We start from the raw sequence: 16,099 nt of genomic DNA on the forward strand, positions 1-16,099 counted from the left end.
CCCACCGCAGCGGCGAATGCGGTAGGCAAGCCTCATGAGTGCGTTGCTGCCTACTCGGGCGACCCGCGGCCTTGAAGCTGTCCAACGATTGCGTGCCGTGTTGTGGCCGATCACCCAGACATCGATCGCTGCCGGCCTCGCGTGGTACCTCACCCACGACGTACTCCACCATCGGCAGCCGTTCTTCGCCCCGATCTCCGCGGTGGTGTGTATGTCGGCGACCAACGTGCTGCGCAGCCGGCGCGCCGTGCAGATGATCATCGGGGTGGCGCTCGGGATCGTCTTGGGCGCCGGTGTGCATGCCGGCCTCGGTTCGACATCGCTGGCCATGGCAGCGGCTGTCTTCGTCGCGCTGAGCTTCGCAGTGCTGATCGGGCGCGGTTTCATCGCTCAGGGGTTGATGTTCGTCAATCAGACCGCCGTTTCGTCGGTCCTGGTCTTGGTGTTCGCTCCCACGGGCGGTGTCGTCGCAGAGCGCCTCTTCGACGCGTTGATCGGGGGCGGTCTGGCGCTGGTGTTCGCGATGCTGTTGTTTCCTGCCGACCCGGTGGCCATGCTCTGCGATGCGCGCGCCGCGGTATTGGCGGGCCTGCACGACACCCTCGTCGAGGTGGCGAAGATGGTCAAGGATCCCGGCTGCGCCGCCCCCGACTGGCCACTTTCGGCTTTTGATCGAGTGCATAATCAGCTGGGCGCGCTGATCGAGGCCCGGCAGACGGCTCATCTGGTCGTGCGACGGGCGCCGCGCCGGTGGATGGCGCGCAACATAATTCGCGACGTCGATCAACAGTCAGCGCGATTGGGCATGCTGGTCAGTTGCGTGTTACATCTGGCTCGCGCTGTCACGCGGCCTCTCGACAAGGAAGTTCCCCAGCCCGTCCGGGACGCGCTTGGCGAACTCGCAGCCGGAATCGCCCTTGCCGACCAGGACGCTGTGGCGGCGGCGGCACGCGCCGCCGCGGCTCGTGGCCTGGCTGTGGAGCTTCAATCGCGGCCCGGCGACAGGACCGAGGTGGTGCTCGCCGACATCGTTTACGCCTGCGCCGACGATCTGCAGCGGGTGATCGAGCTTCCCGCCCGCAAAGCGGGGCGGGGATCACGATGAGTTGGCGAGAAACTCCTGGACCAGCTTTTTCGGTGCCTGGATCAGCCAGGCCTCGGTGATCAGCTCCTCGAGCTGGATGACGTCGATCTCGGCGAGTCGGACCAGCACCGCCGGGTAGCCGTCGAAGTGCGGGGTGGTGAAATACACGCCGGGCTCGTCGGCGATCAACGCGAACTTGACGCCCTCGTCGGAAACCCGGACCCCGAGGATGTCGCCGGTCGGCGGTTCCACGCCGGCCGTTTCCATCGCTTCCCGATCCGACTTGCGCAGCGGGCGCTCCCACGCCATCAGCTTCTTGCCGACCCGCCAGTCGTGCGGTGACTGCTCGGAGGTCAGCGGCAGCTCACCGACGATGCGGGCGACGTCGTCCCAGGTGGCCACATCTCGATTGTGCGCCGGATAGGGTGCGCATGGTGCCACTCTCGTGGATTAACGGAGTGGACGATCGGTCGATGTCGACATGTCAGGAGGTAGTTCTTGCCAGAAGCCACGCCTGAAGCCTCGACCGACCTTTCCGACAGGCACCGCTTCCGAGTCACCCACCGCACCGAATACCGCTATTCCGACGTCGTGACCAGCTCGTACGGTCGCGGGTTTCTCACGCCGCGGGACTCGCTGCGGCAACGCTGTGTCGCGCATCGGCTGACCATCGATCCGGCCCCTGCCGACAGCTCCACCAGCCGCGATGGCTACGGCAACATCAGTTCCTATTTCCATGTCACCGAGCCGCACCGCACCCTGACGATCACCAGCGACTCCATCGTCGACGTGGCCCCGCCAGCACCCGGGCTATACACCAGCGGGCCGGCGCTGGAACCGTGGGAGGCTGCCCGCCCGACCGGACTAAAGGGAGCGCTCGCGGTCGATTTCACCCTGGACTTGAATCCGCCGGAGATCACCGACGAAGTGCGTGAATACGCGGCCCCTAGCTTTGTGCCCGAACGCCCATTGGTCGAGGTGTTGCGCGATCTCGCGTCGCGGATTTTCCGCGATTTCACTTACCGCTCGGGGTCGACAACCGTTTCCACCGGTGTCAATGAGGTTCTGGCGGCTCGGGAGGGGGTATGCCAAGACTTCGCAAGGCTGGCGATCGCCTGCCTGCGAGCCAACGGCCTGGCGGCCAGCTACGTGTCCGGGTATCTGGCTACTGACCCACCGCCCGGAAAGGATCGGATGATCGGCGTCGATGCCACCCATGCCTGGGCCGCCGTGTGGACTCCCCAACAACCCGGTCAGTTTGAATGGCTGGGTCTGGATCCCACCAATGACCAGATGGTCGACCAGCGGTATATCGCCGTCGGGCGCGGCCGCGATTACGCCGATGTGCCGCCGCTGCGCGGCATCATCTACACCAACTCAGAGCACAGCGTGATCGACGTCGCGGTCGACGTCGTGCCCTTCGAAGGTGATGCGCTGGATGCGTGACTTCCACTGTCCCAACTGCGGCCAACGCCTGACGTTTGAGAATTCCGCCTGCCTGTCGTGCGGGAGCTCGCTGGGGTTTTCGCTCGAGCAGATGGCGCTGCTGGTGATCGCGACGGATGACGAAGTCGAGCACGCCGGCGCCGTGCCCGCCGGAGACTACCAACTATGCGCCAATCTTCATCTCGCCGAATGCAATTGGCTGGTGCCCGTCGATCGTCCCGGCGGGCTCTGCATGTCATGCGCGTTGACTACCGAACGCCCCAACGACGCCGACACGGTTGGCCTGGCCGAGTTCGCCCGGGCCGAGGCGGCCAAGCGGCGGCTGATCGCCGAGTTGCACGAGCTGAAGCTGCCGATCGTCGGCCGCGACGGGGACCCCGACTACGGATTGGCGTTTCGGCTGTTGTCCAGTGCGCACGAGGAGGTGCTGACCGGACACGAAAATGGAGTCATCACAATGGATTTGGCCGAGGGTGACGATGTCCACCGCGAGCAGCTGCGGGTCGAGATGGACGAGCCGTACCGCACCCTGCTGGGGCATTTCCGGCACGAGATCGGGCACTACTACTTCTATCGGCTGATCAGGTCACCCGAACACTTGACGCAATTCAACGAGTTGTTCGGCGACCCCGACGCCGACTACCAAGAGGCGCTGAACCGGCACTACAGCGACGGTCCGCCGGATGGTTGGCAGGACTCCTTTGTGTCGTCGTATGCGACCATGCACGCCAGCGAGGACTGGGCCGAGACCTTCGCCCATTATCTGCACATCCGCGACACCCTGGACACCTGCGCGTGGTGCGGTTTCGCGCCGGCGTCGGCAACCTTCGATCGACCTGCGTTGGGCCCCAGCGCTTTTCGCGCCATCATCGATATGTGGCTGCCGCTGTCGTGGTCGCTGAACATGGTCAACCGTTCGATGGGCCACGACGACCTGTATCCCTTCGTGCTGCCGGCGGCGGTGTTGGAGAAGATGCAGTTCATCCACACCGTTATCGACGAGGTGACCTCGGGTTCGAAAGGGCCCGCGACAGTAGACGGCTAGCGACGAGGCTGGTCTGGGTGGAGCCGTGCTTGGGTTTCGTTGTAGGTTCGGCGGCCGCCGTTGTCGGGAAACAATGCCGATCTCAGTGGGTGATGGCACAGCTTGCGTTGGATTGCTCGCAGTAGCAGAAGCGCTTTGTCGTCGCCGCCCGTGCCGTAGTCCAGCCCCGCGCCGATCAGATTGCTTGCCCAGCATGCTTCGGTGAGCAGCTGCGCGCGCGCCCAGTCAACCGCGGATAGAGGTTTGCTGTGCCAAATAGCGCCCCTGAGCCGGATCAGCAGTTCGCCGAATTCGTCGGCGGTCGATACCCCTAGGATCTTGATCGGGAATGGTGTGTAGCTGGCCGGGCCGTCAAACTCGCTGAGCACGCCCAGCATGAAATCGCGCTCGTTGTCGGTCAGGTCGATCGCGATGAGATCTGGCTGGGTCATTGGCTCAGCCTAGCCTGCGAACTGTATCGACACCTGGGCTGAGGCTGCGCCCGTACGGGGCTAGGGTTTGCGTGCGGATGCTTGGGTTTCGGCGTAGGTACGGCGGCCGCCGTTGTCGGGAAACAATGCCGATCTCAGTGGGTGATGGCACAGCTTGCGTTGGATTGCTCGCAGTAGCAGAAGCGCTTTGTCGTCGCCGCCTGTGCCGTAGTCCAGCCCCGCGCCGATCAGATTGCTTGCCCAGCATGTCTCGGTGAGCAGCTGTGCGCGCGCCCAGTCCAAGGCGGATAGCGGTTCGCTGTGCCAGATCGCTTTTCTGAGGCGGATCAGCAGCTCGTCGAATTCGTCGGCGGTCGATATCCCCAGGATCTTGATCGGGAAAGGTGTATAGCCAGCCGGCCCTCCAAACTCGCTGAGCACGCCCACCATGAAATCGCGTTCGTCGTCGGTCAGGTCGATCGCGATGAGCTCTGGCTCGGTCATTCGCTCAGCCTAGCTTGCGAAGCGTTTCGACACCGTTGCCCAAGTAGTGCAAATCCCTTGCCATGAAACCGCTGTCGTCCCAATTCGCTTCGTATCGTCACAGCTATGGATCTTCGATTTCGTCTGGAATCTCGCCCAATACCGGCAGGGGATGATGGTGATGTGGCGGGTAGACGGGGTGCGGTCCCGTCGCCGGCGAATCCCAGGGAGTCCCGATACTTAAGGGAAGCCTCGGAAGTCCCGCACCGCCTTCTGCGACGCCGGGTCCGGGTCTAGCCGGCGGTGCCGGCTCGACAGGCGCACGGCCCGGAGGTTTGGGCGGCCCGGGTTCGACTGGTGGCCGCGGACCGGCAGGTCGCGGTATGTCTTCAAGGCGGCTGGGTGGGAATGCATCGACACGTTCGGCGATCTTGGGCGGCTTGTTTCTATTTGGGTTGCCCAAGATGTAGTCGATGCCGGGCCCAGGTTTGAATACCGTCCCGGCGTCGGAACCCCTGCCTGCTCCCGTAGGGTCGCGGATCACGACGATGTTGGTTTTCGGGTCGTAGATCACGGGCGCGCCGTCGGACACGCTGTTGCCCAGGATCAAGTCCTTGGGGTTGTTGATGCTGTCGCGCAACATGGTGTAGATGCGTTCGGCCAGTTGGTCTTTGGTCATCCCGGGGAAGTCGGCCATGTGTCCGCCTGGCCCGCTGGCGTGCCCGTAGGCGATTTTCTGGGCGGCCCGCATGAGTGGATCGCTGCTCCAGCCGCCCGGCGGCGGATCGGGTGCTGGGTTCGGCGCCTCTTTGAAAGTGCGGTTGTCGACCGGCTGGATCCCGGAGTGCTTGTCGTCATCGACGATGGTGTCATCGATGCCGGGTGCCTCGTCGAATGTGAGGCTGTCGATGCCATTGGTGGCGGCGGCGATTTGTGTGGCGATCTCGTGATCTTTGGCGACCAACGCCGCCGCCCGGTGGCGGATGAAGGCAGCGTGCCCTTGGGCTGCAGCACGACGCGTGGCCCGAAACTCGGCCGAACCGCCCAATGCGCGGTCGGTGACCGAGTAATCCTCGCCGACATCGAAGCCTTCCGCCCGGCCGTCATCGACCGCCTCCAGCACTCCCGCTTGGCACGCCCGCAACGCCTCATCCCCACGACGAGCGATCTCGGCGTCCTGGTGCAACTGGTCGCATGCCGCGCGCACCTTCAGCAAATCAAGCGCGGAGCGTTGCTCCTCGGCGGCCGCGGCCCGACCTTTCCACGGCGTGCCACCCGGGGTCGACACCCGCTGGTGGACTTCGCTGAACACCTCTTCCCACAAGTTGGCGGTGCGCGTCCAATACTTGACCGCTGCATCCAGATGCGTGGTGTCCATGGTCTGAACTTGCGACAGCGTCGGCAGTGCGGTGCTGACCGCCACCTAGTGTCCTGAGTCATTAATTCATGGGTTCTTGTTAGAATGGGTGATGCCGTCACCGCATGCCGCGCAGATCGTGTTGACCGAGGATGAACGCGCCGAGTTGGAGGGCTGGGTCCGGCGTCGCAACCGACATCCGCGCCTGGATCGAGCACTGGAACGACGATCCCAAGCCCTACGTCTGGACCAAGACCGCCGACCAGATCCTCGAATCAGTCGCCAACTACTGCAAACGAATTAATGACTCAGGACACTAGCACGCCTTCGGCCCGTTGAGCCCGCGGAACTGGGCTGCCGAGCCGGCTTCGGTTGCCGCATAACCGGTAGCGGCTGCCGCGAGTTTGGTGGCCGTCGCCTGCACGCGGACCGTGCACCTGACCGCGGCCGCGGAAATCTCGGTGTTGGAAAGATTGACCGCAGCTGCGCTTTCCAGCCATGTGGAACCCACGCCAATCGGCGCGCGATTGCCTGCCAGCGTGCTTGCCACGGACTCACACCAGCCAGCCTGGATACGAAGGCCGTCGCCGCTGACCCACAGTTCGGCAGCGCCATGGTCCGATTGCATGCGCAGAGTGTAGGAGCCCGACACCTCGCCAGCACGTCAGTGACAAGCCAACAAACTAGGCAGGCATGACCCGGCGTTCGTCGGGACCCCACAGTGGCTGCATACCGCCGGGCAGGGTCAACTGCGTCGCTGTGATGACCTCGGCCAGATCGCGCAACGCGGCGTGGATCGCGGTCAGCAGATCCGCCAGTTCCGCGCGACGGCCATCACTGACCTCCTCCAGCTCAGCCGGGTCTGATCGGCGCAGCCGGGTGCTGATCTCTTCGGCCATGCGCTCCGGACGCGACGATCCCGACGAGCCGGGCAGATCCCGCAGGTTGGTCCGAAGCCGCTCCAGCTGATACACCAACGACCGCGGGTTGTGCGCGTCGAACAACATCAGCTCCGTCACCGCGGCGACGCTGACCTTGCCCACCGTTCGGCGTCGGTAGATGACCGACGATTCACACGCCACCAGAGTCGACTCGGTGATGATTTGCTCGGCAGCGGGACTGCGGACGGTGGTCAGCGTGTCGCGCAGCAACGCGGTCAGCCAGAGGCCGCGTTCGATGCGTTTACCGATGTCCATCATCGTCCAGCCCACGTCGTGCACCATCGACTCGCTGGCCACGCCCGACAGCGTCAGCATCCCGGCCAGCGTCTGCGCCTGAGCCGAGGCGAGCAGGGCATCGGCCTCGGTCAGCGATTCCGGCGGCTCGGAGTTGTGCATAAGTGCGCGCTCCACGCCGGCAAGCACCATCCAGGTGTCGTTGGACAACTGGTCGCGCACCGCGCGAGCGGCCAACGCCAGCCCCTCCACAGACTGCAAGAGGGATCCCGGCCGGTCCGGGTCCACGGTCATCGACCACAGCGTCGAGGGGACCACGGCGATCGTCTCCGCATGGTCTTGATCCACCCCGGTGTCGGTCCCGGTGATCCGGCCCAGCGCAGCCATAAGCACCGGCACGCATTCGCTTTCCTCGGCGTCCGGATGGTGCCGGAAGACGTGGTAGCGCTCGCGGGCGACGATGAGCAACCGGGCCATGTTCTCCGCGCGCTCGCCATAGCGTCCCATCCAAAACAGGTCCGACAGCACCCGCGGCGAGCTCACGCCCCAGGTACCCGCGCCGGACTTTGCCGCCGGCTCCACCAACGACGGCAGGGTAACCGTCTCGGCCAGCGCGCGTTCTGTTGGGCGTACCCAAATATCTTTAGCCGCAACCGTATTCAGCGTGTACGCGGCAGGACCGGGGGCCAGCACGTAACCAAGCCCGCCGATCATTGGCGCATACCCGCCACGTTGAGCGACCGTGAACAACCGCATGCCGACGCCGGCCGACGACAACACCGCGGCATGGTCGGTGGGTGCCGACGAGAACGTCGGCAGCTCCTGCCCGACCCATTGCCAGGGCATGGTTTCGATCCGCGCCGCCAGGTCAGCCAGCTGAGCGGACGAAAGCGTCGGTCCGACAAGGGTTTGTCCGCCGGTGGTGGGCTTGAGCAACAGCGACGAGAGGTTGGCCAGTAGGTGTGCTCGTTCGCTGGCGATGCCACCCCAGTAGACCGGTGCGGTCTGCAGCAGGGGGGCTTCACCGAGGAGACGCTCGGCCAGTTCGGGCATGAAACGCAAGAGTCCAGGGCTTTCCAGGATGCCGCTGCCCAGCGTGTTCACCACGGTCACCGTCCCGCGGTGTTGCGCCTCCACCAAACCGACCACGCCGAGCCGGGAATCGGCGCGCAAATCCAATGGGTCGGCGTAGTCCGCGTCGACGCGCCGCAGGACGACGTCAACGCGTTTGAGCGTGCCCAGCGAGCGCATCCAGAGCTTGCCGTCGCGCACCACCAGATCCGCGCTTTCCACGAGCGGAAAACCCAGCAGCGTAGCCAGATACGCTTGATCGAACGCCGTCTCGGAAAAGATGCCCGGGCTGAGCACGACAACCACCGGGTCTTGGGCGACATCGGGTGCTGCGTCGATCAGCCCCAGCCGCAGCGCTTGGGCGAACGGGGTGTTCGGCCGCGGCGCGATTCTCTCGTACAGGTCGGGAATCGCGTGTGCGACAACACGTCGGTCGGCCAACGCGTAGCCGGCGCCCGAGGGGGCCTGCGTCCAGTCGGCGTTGACTTGAAAGCCGCCGTCGGGCCTTCGACTGATGTCGCAGGCGTGCATGAATAGCTGGTGGCGTCCGGGCACCTTGATTCCGTTCGCGGCTCGCACGTAACCGGGATGGGCGAACAGCAGTTCCGGCGGCAGGACGCCCTCGAGGATCAAGTTACGAGGACCGTACAGGTCGGCGAGGACGGCATCGAGCAGCCGCGACCGCTGCACCAAGCCGGCCTCGAGGACGTCCCAATCGGCCGCGGATACCACCAATGGCAGGGTGTCCAGGATCCACGGCCCGGGCTCGAGGCCGTGCCCGTCCACCTCGGTGTAGGTGATGCCGTCGTGGTCGATAAGGTCGTGCACCACTTTGCGCAGCCTGTCCAGCCCGGCCCTGCCGCGATCCGCGACCGCGTCGGCCAGCTCGGTCCAGGCCGGCCGCACATTGCCGACTCGGTCGACGAATTCGTCGTAGCCGATCCCCGGGCCATCCCGCAGGTCGAACAGCGCTTCCTGGGCGCGCGCGGTGCGGTAGCCGGCCAGCAGGCGGTCGACGTCATACCGCGCGGTAGCCGATCCACGCATGCTCCGTGCCAATTCTGAGAGCGCCATTACTGCTGCACGGTACGCACGCGTCGCAGGTCGAGGATCCCCGGCGCGCCGATGTCGGTGAATATCCGGGCCTGCTTTTCCCGAATGTCGGATAGGTCAAGTTTGCCCGGCGTGAAGCCGGTCGCCTCGAAGCGGCGCGCGCGGCGCGACTCCGCCTCGACCGCATTGACGGGTGGCTCGTCATAGGCGCGCCCCCCGGGATGGGCGACGTGGTAGGTGCAGCCGCCCCGTGAAGTTCCGGCTGTCAAATCGATGAGCTCGAATTGTAGTGGGCCGTCGGCCGATATGGTCGGGTGCAGCGCGCTGGGCGGTTGCCAGGCCTTGAACCGCACCCCACCCACATGGATGTCGGCGTTGTCGGTTGCCAGCAATGGCACCGGGTAGCCGTTGCAGGTCACCACGTAGCGGTGCCGGTCGGCGCCGATGACGCGGACTTGGATGCGCTCGACCGACGAGTCGACGTAGCGGGCGGTGCCGGTCGCGGTGGCTTCCTCGCCGAGGGTGTGCCACGGCTCGATCGCCCCGCGCAACTCGATCTCCACGCCGTCGAAGACGGCGGTCCCGATGCGTGGGAAGCGGAATTCGCTGAACGGGTCCAGCCAGCTGGTCTCGAACGCGATGCCGTGGGCGCGCAGGTCGGCGGCCACGTCGGCGATGTCATGAATCAAGAAGTGCGGCAACAGATATCGCCCGTGCAAGTTAGCGCCGTGGCGAATCAGCGGGGCGCGCAGCGGTTCGTCCCAGAACCACGCCACCAGGGAGCGCACCAGCAGCGACTGCACCATGGCCATCCGCAGGTGCGGCGGCATCTCGAACCCGCGTAGCTCCAGCAGGCCGAGCCGGCCGCGGGGCCCTTCGGGACTGTAGAGCTTGTCGATGCAGAACTCGGCGCGGTGAGTGTTGCCGGTGATGTCGGTGAGCAGGTGCCGCAGCGCGCGGTCGGTTACCCATGGTTGCGGCCGGCCGCCGCCGAAAGACGGAGACAATCGCGCGATCTCAGCGAACGCGATTTCGAGCTCGTACAGCGCCTCGGCACGGCCCTCATCGACCCGCGGCGCCTGCGACGTGGTGCCGACGAACCGCCCGGCGAACAGGTAGGACAGCGACGGGTGCCGCTGCCAGTAGGTCAGCAGCGAGACCAGCAGGTCGGGGCGGCGCAGCAGCGGCGAGTCCGCCGGCGTGACGCCGCCAAGGGTTATGTGGTTGCCCCCGCCGGTGCCGCCGTGGGTGCCGTCGATGTCGAACGACTCCGTGGAAAGCCGAGCAAGCCGAGCTTGCTCGTACAAGGTTTCCAGCTGCTGGTGTTGCTCCTCGAAACTCGCGGTGGGCGCTATGTTGACCTCGATGACACCGGGGTCGGGCGTGATCGTCGTCGACTTCAGCCGCGGGTCCGGCGGTGGGCCGTAACCCTCGATGACCACCGGACAATCGGCCGCTGCCGCCGATGCCTCGACCCGGGCTATGAGATCGATGAAGTGCTCCAGCGCTTCGGTGGGCGGCAGGAAGATGTACAGCAATCCGTCCCGAACCTCGGCGACCATCGCGGTCGTCGGCGCGGTCTCGGGTTCCTCCATTACCGCCCCCAAGCCGACCGGGTCCGGCGGGAGTGCGTACCCAACGCTGATCGGGTCGACGTCGAACGATGCCCGTGGCGGCAGCCAGCTGATCGAGTCCAGCGGCAGCCGCAGACCCGCCGGCGAATCGCCCTCCAACAGCACGATGCGACCGCGGCGCAACCGCCAGCCTGCGCTGGCCCAGCCCTGGCCGTCGGCACGGCGGTGCAGGGGCAGCACGAAAGCCGTTGGGGACGTGACGGATTCGTCGAGACGGGCCAGCAACGCGGCGCGGCCCGAGGCGGTGTCGTCAGCTAGGTCGTCGCCAGGATCCACCGGGTCACCGGACGGCAGTCGCACGGCGGCCGCCAGCCAGCTCAGCGGATCTTCATAGGCCGGCCGCACCTGCGAGAGCGGCAGTCCCAGACCCTCGGCAATGCCGGAGAGCACCCGCTGTGCCGCATCGATGTCGACCGGGGGCGGTTGGTCAAGCCAAGGGTCGGCCAGTAGCGCGTCGTTGGTCCACAGTGGGCGTCCGTCGGTGCGCCAATAAAGCGCAATCTGCCAGCGCGGCAACGGCTCTCCCGGATACCACCTGCCTTGACCGCGCTGAATCAGCCCCTGCGGGGCCCACCGGGCTCGCAACCGAATCGCCAAATCCGATGCCAGCCGGCGCTTGTGCGGGCCGTCGGCGGCCGTCCGCCATTCTTTGTCGACCTGATTGTCCACCGAGACGAACGTGGGCTCGCCGCCGACCGTCAGCCGGACGTCGCCGGCGGCCAGCCGCTCATCGACGCTGCGACCCAGCTGGCGGATCGCCTGCCACGCCGCGTCGGTGTAGGGCAACGTTACGCGCGGGTCTTCGTGCACGCGGGTCACCGTGTTGGAGAACTCCAGGACGCAGTCGCACGGGTCGGTGCCGCCGGTGATGGGGGCCGCGGTCGCGGGGTGCGGCGTGGCCGCCAGCGGAATGTGACCTTCTCCGGCGAACAGTCCCGACGTTGGATCCAATCCAATCCAACCCGCACCGGGGATGTACACCTCGGTCCAGGCGTGCAGGTCGGTGAAGTCGGCGGCGGGCCCCGACGGCCCGTCGAGCGCCTCGACGTCGGAGGCTAGCTGCACCAGATAGCCGGACACGAACCGGGCGGCCAGCCCCAGCTGACGCAGGATCGACACCAACAGCCACGCCGAGTCCCGGCACGAGCCGATACCGGTGCGCAGCGTGAAATCCGGTGTCTGGACACCGGCTTCCATGCGAACGCTGTAGCCGACGTCGATGTTGATCGCGCGGTTGAGCGCGACCAGGAAGTCGATGGTGCGGGTCCCGTCGGACACCGAGAAGTTGCGCACCCAGGCCCGCACCAGCTCACCGGGGCCGGACCCGTCTCCGTCCTCGTCGACGGGCCGCAGATATGGCTCCAAGTCATCGGCCAACGCCTTGGGGTAGGTCAATCCTGGCCAAGGCCATACCTCGGCCCAATCCTCGATAAAGAAATCGAACGGGTTAATGACCTTGAGGTCAGCGATCAGCCCGACTGTGATCGTCAGTTGCCGCAACGGCTTCGGAAAGACCAGCCGCGCAAGGAAATTACCCAGCGCATCCTGTTGCCAGTTGATGAAGTGGTCGGTCGGGTCGACGCGCAGTGAGTAGGCCTCGATGGGCGTGCGCGAGTGGGGCGCCGGGCGCAGCCGCACGATGTGCGGATACACCTGGACCAGCTGGTCAAAGGTGTAGCTGGTGCGGTGCTCCAGCGCAACTTTGATGCTCATAACCGCTGATCAGATCACACCGGTCAGACCACCGCATTCCGTAGTCAGCGAACGAGGTCCGGTTGTGCTTCCAGGGCTGCTCGGGCTGCGATCCGCCCGGCCTCTAGGGCGGAATCGATCTGTTTAAAGTTCAACACACCGATCTTCGAGACGTCCGGCTCGATGATGGCCGCAACGCGAGGGAGCTCCTGCAGGTTGGCGGTGGAGGCCGCCAGGTCAAATGCACGAAGCAATGTCTCTTGCAGCGGAGGTAAGGCGATATCAGTGCCGGTGAAGAGCCGCCGGACGAACCCGGGAGGCTGAACGATCGACGGCAGCAGACCAAAGCCTTTCGACGGCACGAACGTTCGACGTAGATCCACGCAGATGACTTCGCCATCTTGGTCGGCGCACATCACGTCGGCAGGGAGGTTGTTCAACAGTCCGCCGTCGACGAGCATCTTTTCGCCATGTTGCACCGGCGGAATGAGACCGGGGATCGAGATCGATGCGCGCACCGCGATCGACACCGGCCCGCGCCGGTGGATGATCTGATCGCCTGTGATCATGTCCGCGGAGACGGAGAAGAACCCTTTTGGCAGATGCTCGATCAAAGTACTGCCGAAGAATTCCTCAATCAGACGATTGACGCGACCACCTCGAGTCAGGGCTATCGCAGGGACCGTGTAGTCGCCGAGTGGGTCGCTGTACGCCATGAACTCTCGCGCCGCAGCGATCGCATCCGCGGCGTCCATCCCCAGCGCGAATGCTGCGGAAGCGATTGCACCGGAACTCGTTCCGCCAAACCGGTCGATGACAACGCCCGCCCGGGTGAGCTCTTCGTAAACACCAAAATGCGCAAATCCGCGAGCCCCGCCGCCCGCCATCACAAGACCTAGCGATCGGCCGGCGATTCTGCGTGCAAGAGCACCGAAGCCATCCTCGGTGGCGGGGTGATGCGAAACCGGCGCTAACCGATCCCACCAACTCGGATCCGGTTCCGCCGTGCAGGTGATCAGGTGGACTGGCCGTTGGGTACCGAGTGAATCAACCTCGTCCGGCGGTGATTGTCGATCCGCAAGGACCACGAGGCGGTCGCTTTGGGCGCCAACATACTGACGCCAAAGGCCACTAGAGCCTCGGTCGGCTACCACCAAAACCCAATCGTTGCTTCGCTCCGCCCGATCAAGGGTTTCGCTGAACGCTTCGACGAACTCGCCGTAAGTCTGCACTCCAGCGGTGATGTCGACGGGCGGAGCAACGACGGCAGTCCGGCCGTGAGAGCTGAGTCGGGTCGCGATCGCGTCAACGATTGGGGCGGCGGCGGTAGCCTCAGTTGCTAGCACCCCGATAACCCGAGGACGCCGAGATGCCTTCGTGCGTCGTGACTGACGCAGCATCCTCGCCATCACCCGCAGCATGGCCGATTGCAATTGCGGGGCTCTCTCAAGTATCTCGGTGAAGGTGTCGGCAGCGATCCGCCAGACGACGCCGTCTCGAAGAGCTTGTACCCCGGCCGAGCGAACACCGCCGGCGATCACGCCCAGGTCTCCGATCGAGTCACCAGATGCCATCTCAGCGATCACGTGTCCATCCGCGCCGATAGCCGCGAATCGCCCCGAGTCGACGATATAGATGGAGTCCGATTGGTCTCCCACGTGAAAGAGCCACTCGTTGGCGGGGACGTGGCGACGATCTATGGTGGTCGAGAGTCGGTCGAGCTGTTCGTCATCTATGTCGGCGAGTATCGGAATGTTCCGCAATGCGGCTCGCACAGCGGCACCACCTCGTTTGGCCAACCGCTCTTCATTCCTCAGTGACATCTCTCCCAGCTCTACCGTCGGGCAACCGCCGGGCTCGAAACGTACGAGATCGCCAGATGCGTTTCCTCAGTATTCCGAGATGAATTTACCTGCTACGGGTAGGTGGTTTGTTCACCAATTTGGTGCCACCGCAGCAAAGACAGCGTCCATGTCGGCCAGATAAACTCGATCGTGCGCCACCCCAACTGCTGCTCCCGCTTAGCCCATTGTGGCTGGCTGTTCGTCTGCGCCGCGGTCCAGGCTGCGAAAGCCTGCACAGGCTTTCTTGAAACCCAGCATGTACGGCAACGCGTGCCACTCGAACTTCAGATAGGCCCAGAGCCGGCCGAAGAAGCTGCGCTCTGGCGGCACGGGTGGCACTTCCGCCGTCGCGAGATCGATGTAGTGAGTTGGGGTATGTCCGAGGCCCTCGAAGTCGTGCGTCAGCGGCTTGCATAGCCCTCGCACCGGCTCGTCGAGGCACTGTGCCACGACGTCGGTCATCAGCAGGTACTCCGACACGGGGACGTTATTTTTCAGCATGCGGTGCACGAGGATGACGTCGACACCGGCGAGCTCGACGTTGCGTTTCACCCGTTGCTCCGCCACCTCGCCCTCGTGGGTGACGAATTTGATCGTCAGATTGTCGCGCTGCTCACAACTCTTACAGTCGCAGGGATGGTCCTTTTTGATCCGCTCCCGCCGCGCACGGAACGCGTGCCGCATCCGGGATGGCCGGTCGCACACCAGCACGTTGGCGTCGCCGTCGGGTGCCCAAAAAAACGCGGCGTCGCCCTCCAGCTTCGCCAGCTTCATGCCTTTGCCGGCGTCGATGACTGATTCGAGCAGCTCCGCCACCGTCCATTGCGCGTGGGCCAGGTGCTTGCGGTTCCAATGCATGTAGTTCGTGTATCCGCCGATATCGGCGATGAGGAGAACAGCGCGTTGAATGCCCATACGTCGGGCAGTGTAGCGAGGGCCGCAGCGCGCTGCGACCTCCGTTACTCGACCGTCGCTATGCCATCTGGGGGCCCGGCGGCATACCGGCCGGGGGGCCTGGCTGGGTGGCCTCGACGACCTGGCCGCCGGACAGCTTGCGGTAGGTGTAGGTCTGGATGAGTGAGGCGATCGGAACACCAACGAGCATGCCTACGTAGCACAGCAATTCGCCGACCAGCACCGCTGCCACCTGCACCAGCCAGGACAGCGCGCTGTTGCCGAGTTGGGCCCGGACGGTGGCGATACTGGCCTTGATGGAGTCGACGGGCGACAGGGACTTGTCGACGGCAAAGACGACTGCGAACTGCGCCACGAAGCCAAAGATCAGGCCCGGAATGATGCACAGCACAGTCCCGATGAAGGTCCCAATGGCGACCAGCAGCGCCGTGCCGGCGACCTTGCCCAGATTGCGCGGCTTGAAAAACGTTGCGATGGTCACCGGCTTTCCGTCGGCGATGTCTAGGCAGCCCGTCGCAAGTCCAGCATGCATGTAGACCGCCACGCAGAACAGCGCGATGTAACCGAGGAACATGACGATGCCCCCAACGGGGGTGATGTTCGCGGTCGTGGTTTCGCCGGTGACCCCGTAGGCGTCGGTGTAGCTGGTAGTCGTGCTCTCCGACGTGGCGAGAACGATCCCTACCATCGCACCGATCAGGGCGGCCAGCGTCACGGCGTACACGAGAAGCGGAACGACGAGCGCCGCGGCGTTCTGCGTGAATTTGTTCCACGACCAATTAAACGCATCACCCACGCTGAAGACCGATGTCGGTGGAACACCGTAGCCGGGCTGGGGCGGGTAACCGGGAGGCGGCGCACCTCCAGGTGGGCCGTAACCGGGAGGCGGG

The 16,099-nt window shown here is 65.0% G+C and carries 13 protein-coding genes and 1 pseudogene; 4 read left to right on the forward strand and 10 right to left on the reverse strand.

What is annotated here, in order from left to right:
• Positions 1 to 34 precede the first annotated feature (34 nt).
• Positions 35 to 1,105, forward strand: coding sequence for an FUSC family protein (locus MSIMFI_RS25300; RefSeq protein ID WP_191499649.1), 1,071 nt, complete (start codon positions 35 to 37; stop codon positions 1,103 to 1,105).
• Here MSIMFI_RS25300 and MSIMFI_RS25305 read toward each other — a convergent pair.
• Entirely contained in the window at positions 1,097 to 1,486 is a 390-nt protein-coding gene (locus MSIMFI_RS25305) for an MmcQ/YjbR family DNA-binding protein (RefSeq protein WP_191499650.1), read from the reverse strand. The genes MSIMFI_RS25300 and MSIMFI_RS25305 overlap by 9 nt on opposite strands.
• 96 nt (positions 1,487 to 1,582) lie before the next feature.
• On the opposite strand from MSIMFI_RS25305, the gene MSIMFI_RS25310 reads away from it, so the two are divergent.
• Positions 1,583 to 2,530 carry a transglutaminase family protein gene (locus MSIMFI_RS25310; protein WP_191499651.1) on the forward strand — a complete coding sequence of 316 codons (948 nt, stop codon included), beginning with the start codon at positions 1,583 to 1,585 and terminating at the stop codon, positions 2,528 to 2,530.
• Complete coding sequence (locus MSIMFI_RS25315; RefSeq protein WP_191499652.1) at positions 2,523 to 3,575, forward strand: zinc-binding metallopeptidase family protein; 1,053 nt, start codon at positions 2,523 to 2,525, stop codon at positions 3,573 to 3,575. The genes MSIMFI_RS25310 and MSIMFI_RS25315 overlap by 8 nt, the downstream gene beginning before the upstream one ends.
• On the opposite strand, the gene MSIMFI_RS25320 is transcribed toward MSIMFI_RS25315, so the two are convergent.
• The 3 genes from MSIMFI_RS25320 to MSIMFI_RS25330 form a co-directional block, all read right to left on the reverse strand.
• Positions 3,572 to 4,006 carry a hypothetical protein gene (locus MSIMFI_RS25320; protein ID WP_191499653.1) on the reverse strand — a complete coding sequence of 145 codons (435 nt, stop codon included), beginning with the start codon at positions 4,004 to 4,006 and terminating at the stop codon, positions 3,572 to 3,574. The genes MSIMFI_RS25315 and MSIMFI_RS25320 overlap by 4 nt on opposite strands.
• 60 nt (positions 4,007 to 4,066) lie before the next feature.
• A complete protein-coding gene (locus MSIMFI_RS25325; RefSeq protein ID WP_191499654.1) occupies positions 4,067 to 4,489 on the reverse strand; it encodes a hypothetical protein in 423 nt (140 codons plus the stop codon).
• Positions 4,490 to 4,592: 103 nt separating this feature from the next.
• Entirely contained in the window at positions 4,593 to 5,891 is a 1,299-nt protein-coding gene (locus tag MSIMFI_RS25330; protein WP_191499655.1) for a hypothetical protein, read from the reverse strand.
• A gap of 128 nt (positions 5,892 to 6,019) precedes the next feature.
• Between MSIMFI_RS25330 and MSIMFI_RS25335 the strand changes: the two are divergent.
• A pseudogene (locus tag MSIMFI_RS25335) lies at positions 6,020 to 6,145 on the forward strand (IS630 family transposase); the annotation flags it as partial.
• On the opposite strand, the gene MSIMFI_RS25340 reads toward MSIMFI_RS25335, so the two are convergent.
• From MSIMFI_RS25340 to MSIMFI_RS25365, 6 genes are all read right to left on the reverse strand, one after another.
• The gene (locus MSIMFI_RS25340) at positions 6,142 to 6,453 is read right to left on the reverse strand and encodes a hypothetical protein (RefSeq protein WP_191499656.1); all 312 of its coding nucleotides are present in this window, start codon (positions 6,451 to 6,453) and stop codon (positions 6,142 to 6,144) included. The pseudogene MSIMFI_RS25335 and the gene MSIMFI_RS25340 sit on opposite strands and share 4 nt — an antisense overlap.
• Before the next feature lie 55 nt (positions 6,454 to 6,508).
• Positions 6,509 to 9,118, reverse strand: a complete 2,610-nt coding sequence (locus tag MSIMFI_RS25345; RefSeq protein ID WP_191499845.1) for a circularly permuted type 2 ATP-grasp protein — start codon at positions 9,116 to 9,118, stop codon at positions 6,509 to 6,511.
• Between the two features lie 26 nt (positions 9,119 to 9,144).
• Positions 9,145 to 12,471, reverse strand: coding sequence for a transglutaminase family protein (locus MSIMFI_RS25350; RefSeq protein ID WP_191499657.1), 3,327 nt, complete (start codon positions 12,469 to 12,471; stop codon positions 9,145 to 9,147).
• 44 nt (positions 12,472 to 12,515) lie between these two features.
• Complete coding sequence (locus tag MSIMFI_RS25355; protein ID WP_191499658.1) at positions 12,516 to 14,273, reverse strand: patatin-like phospholipase family protein; 1,758 nt, start codon at positions 14,271 to 14,273, stop codon at positions 12,516 to 12,518.
• A gap of 198 nt (positions 14,274 to 14,471) precedes the next feature.
• On the reverse strand, positions 14,472 to 15,209 hold the full coding sequence (locus MSIMFI_RS25360) for a DUF2652 domain-containing protein (protein WP_191499659.1): 738 nt from the start codon (positions 15,207 to 15,209) through the stop codon (positions 14,472 to 14,474).
• Between the two features lie 58 nt (positions 15,210 to 15,267).
• Positions 15,268 to 16,099: hypothetical protein (locus MSIMFI_RS25365; RefSeq protein ID WP_224770427.1), on the reverse strand; the 832-nt coding region annotated here is incomplete at its 5' end.

This window comes from Mycobacterium simulans, from assembly GCF_900232995.1.
In the GTDB taxonomy this organism is placed as follows: domain Bacteria; phylum Actinomycetota; class Actinomycetes; order Mycobacteriales; family Mycobacteriaceae; genus Mycobacterium; species Mycobacterium simulans.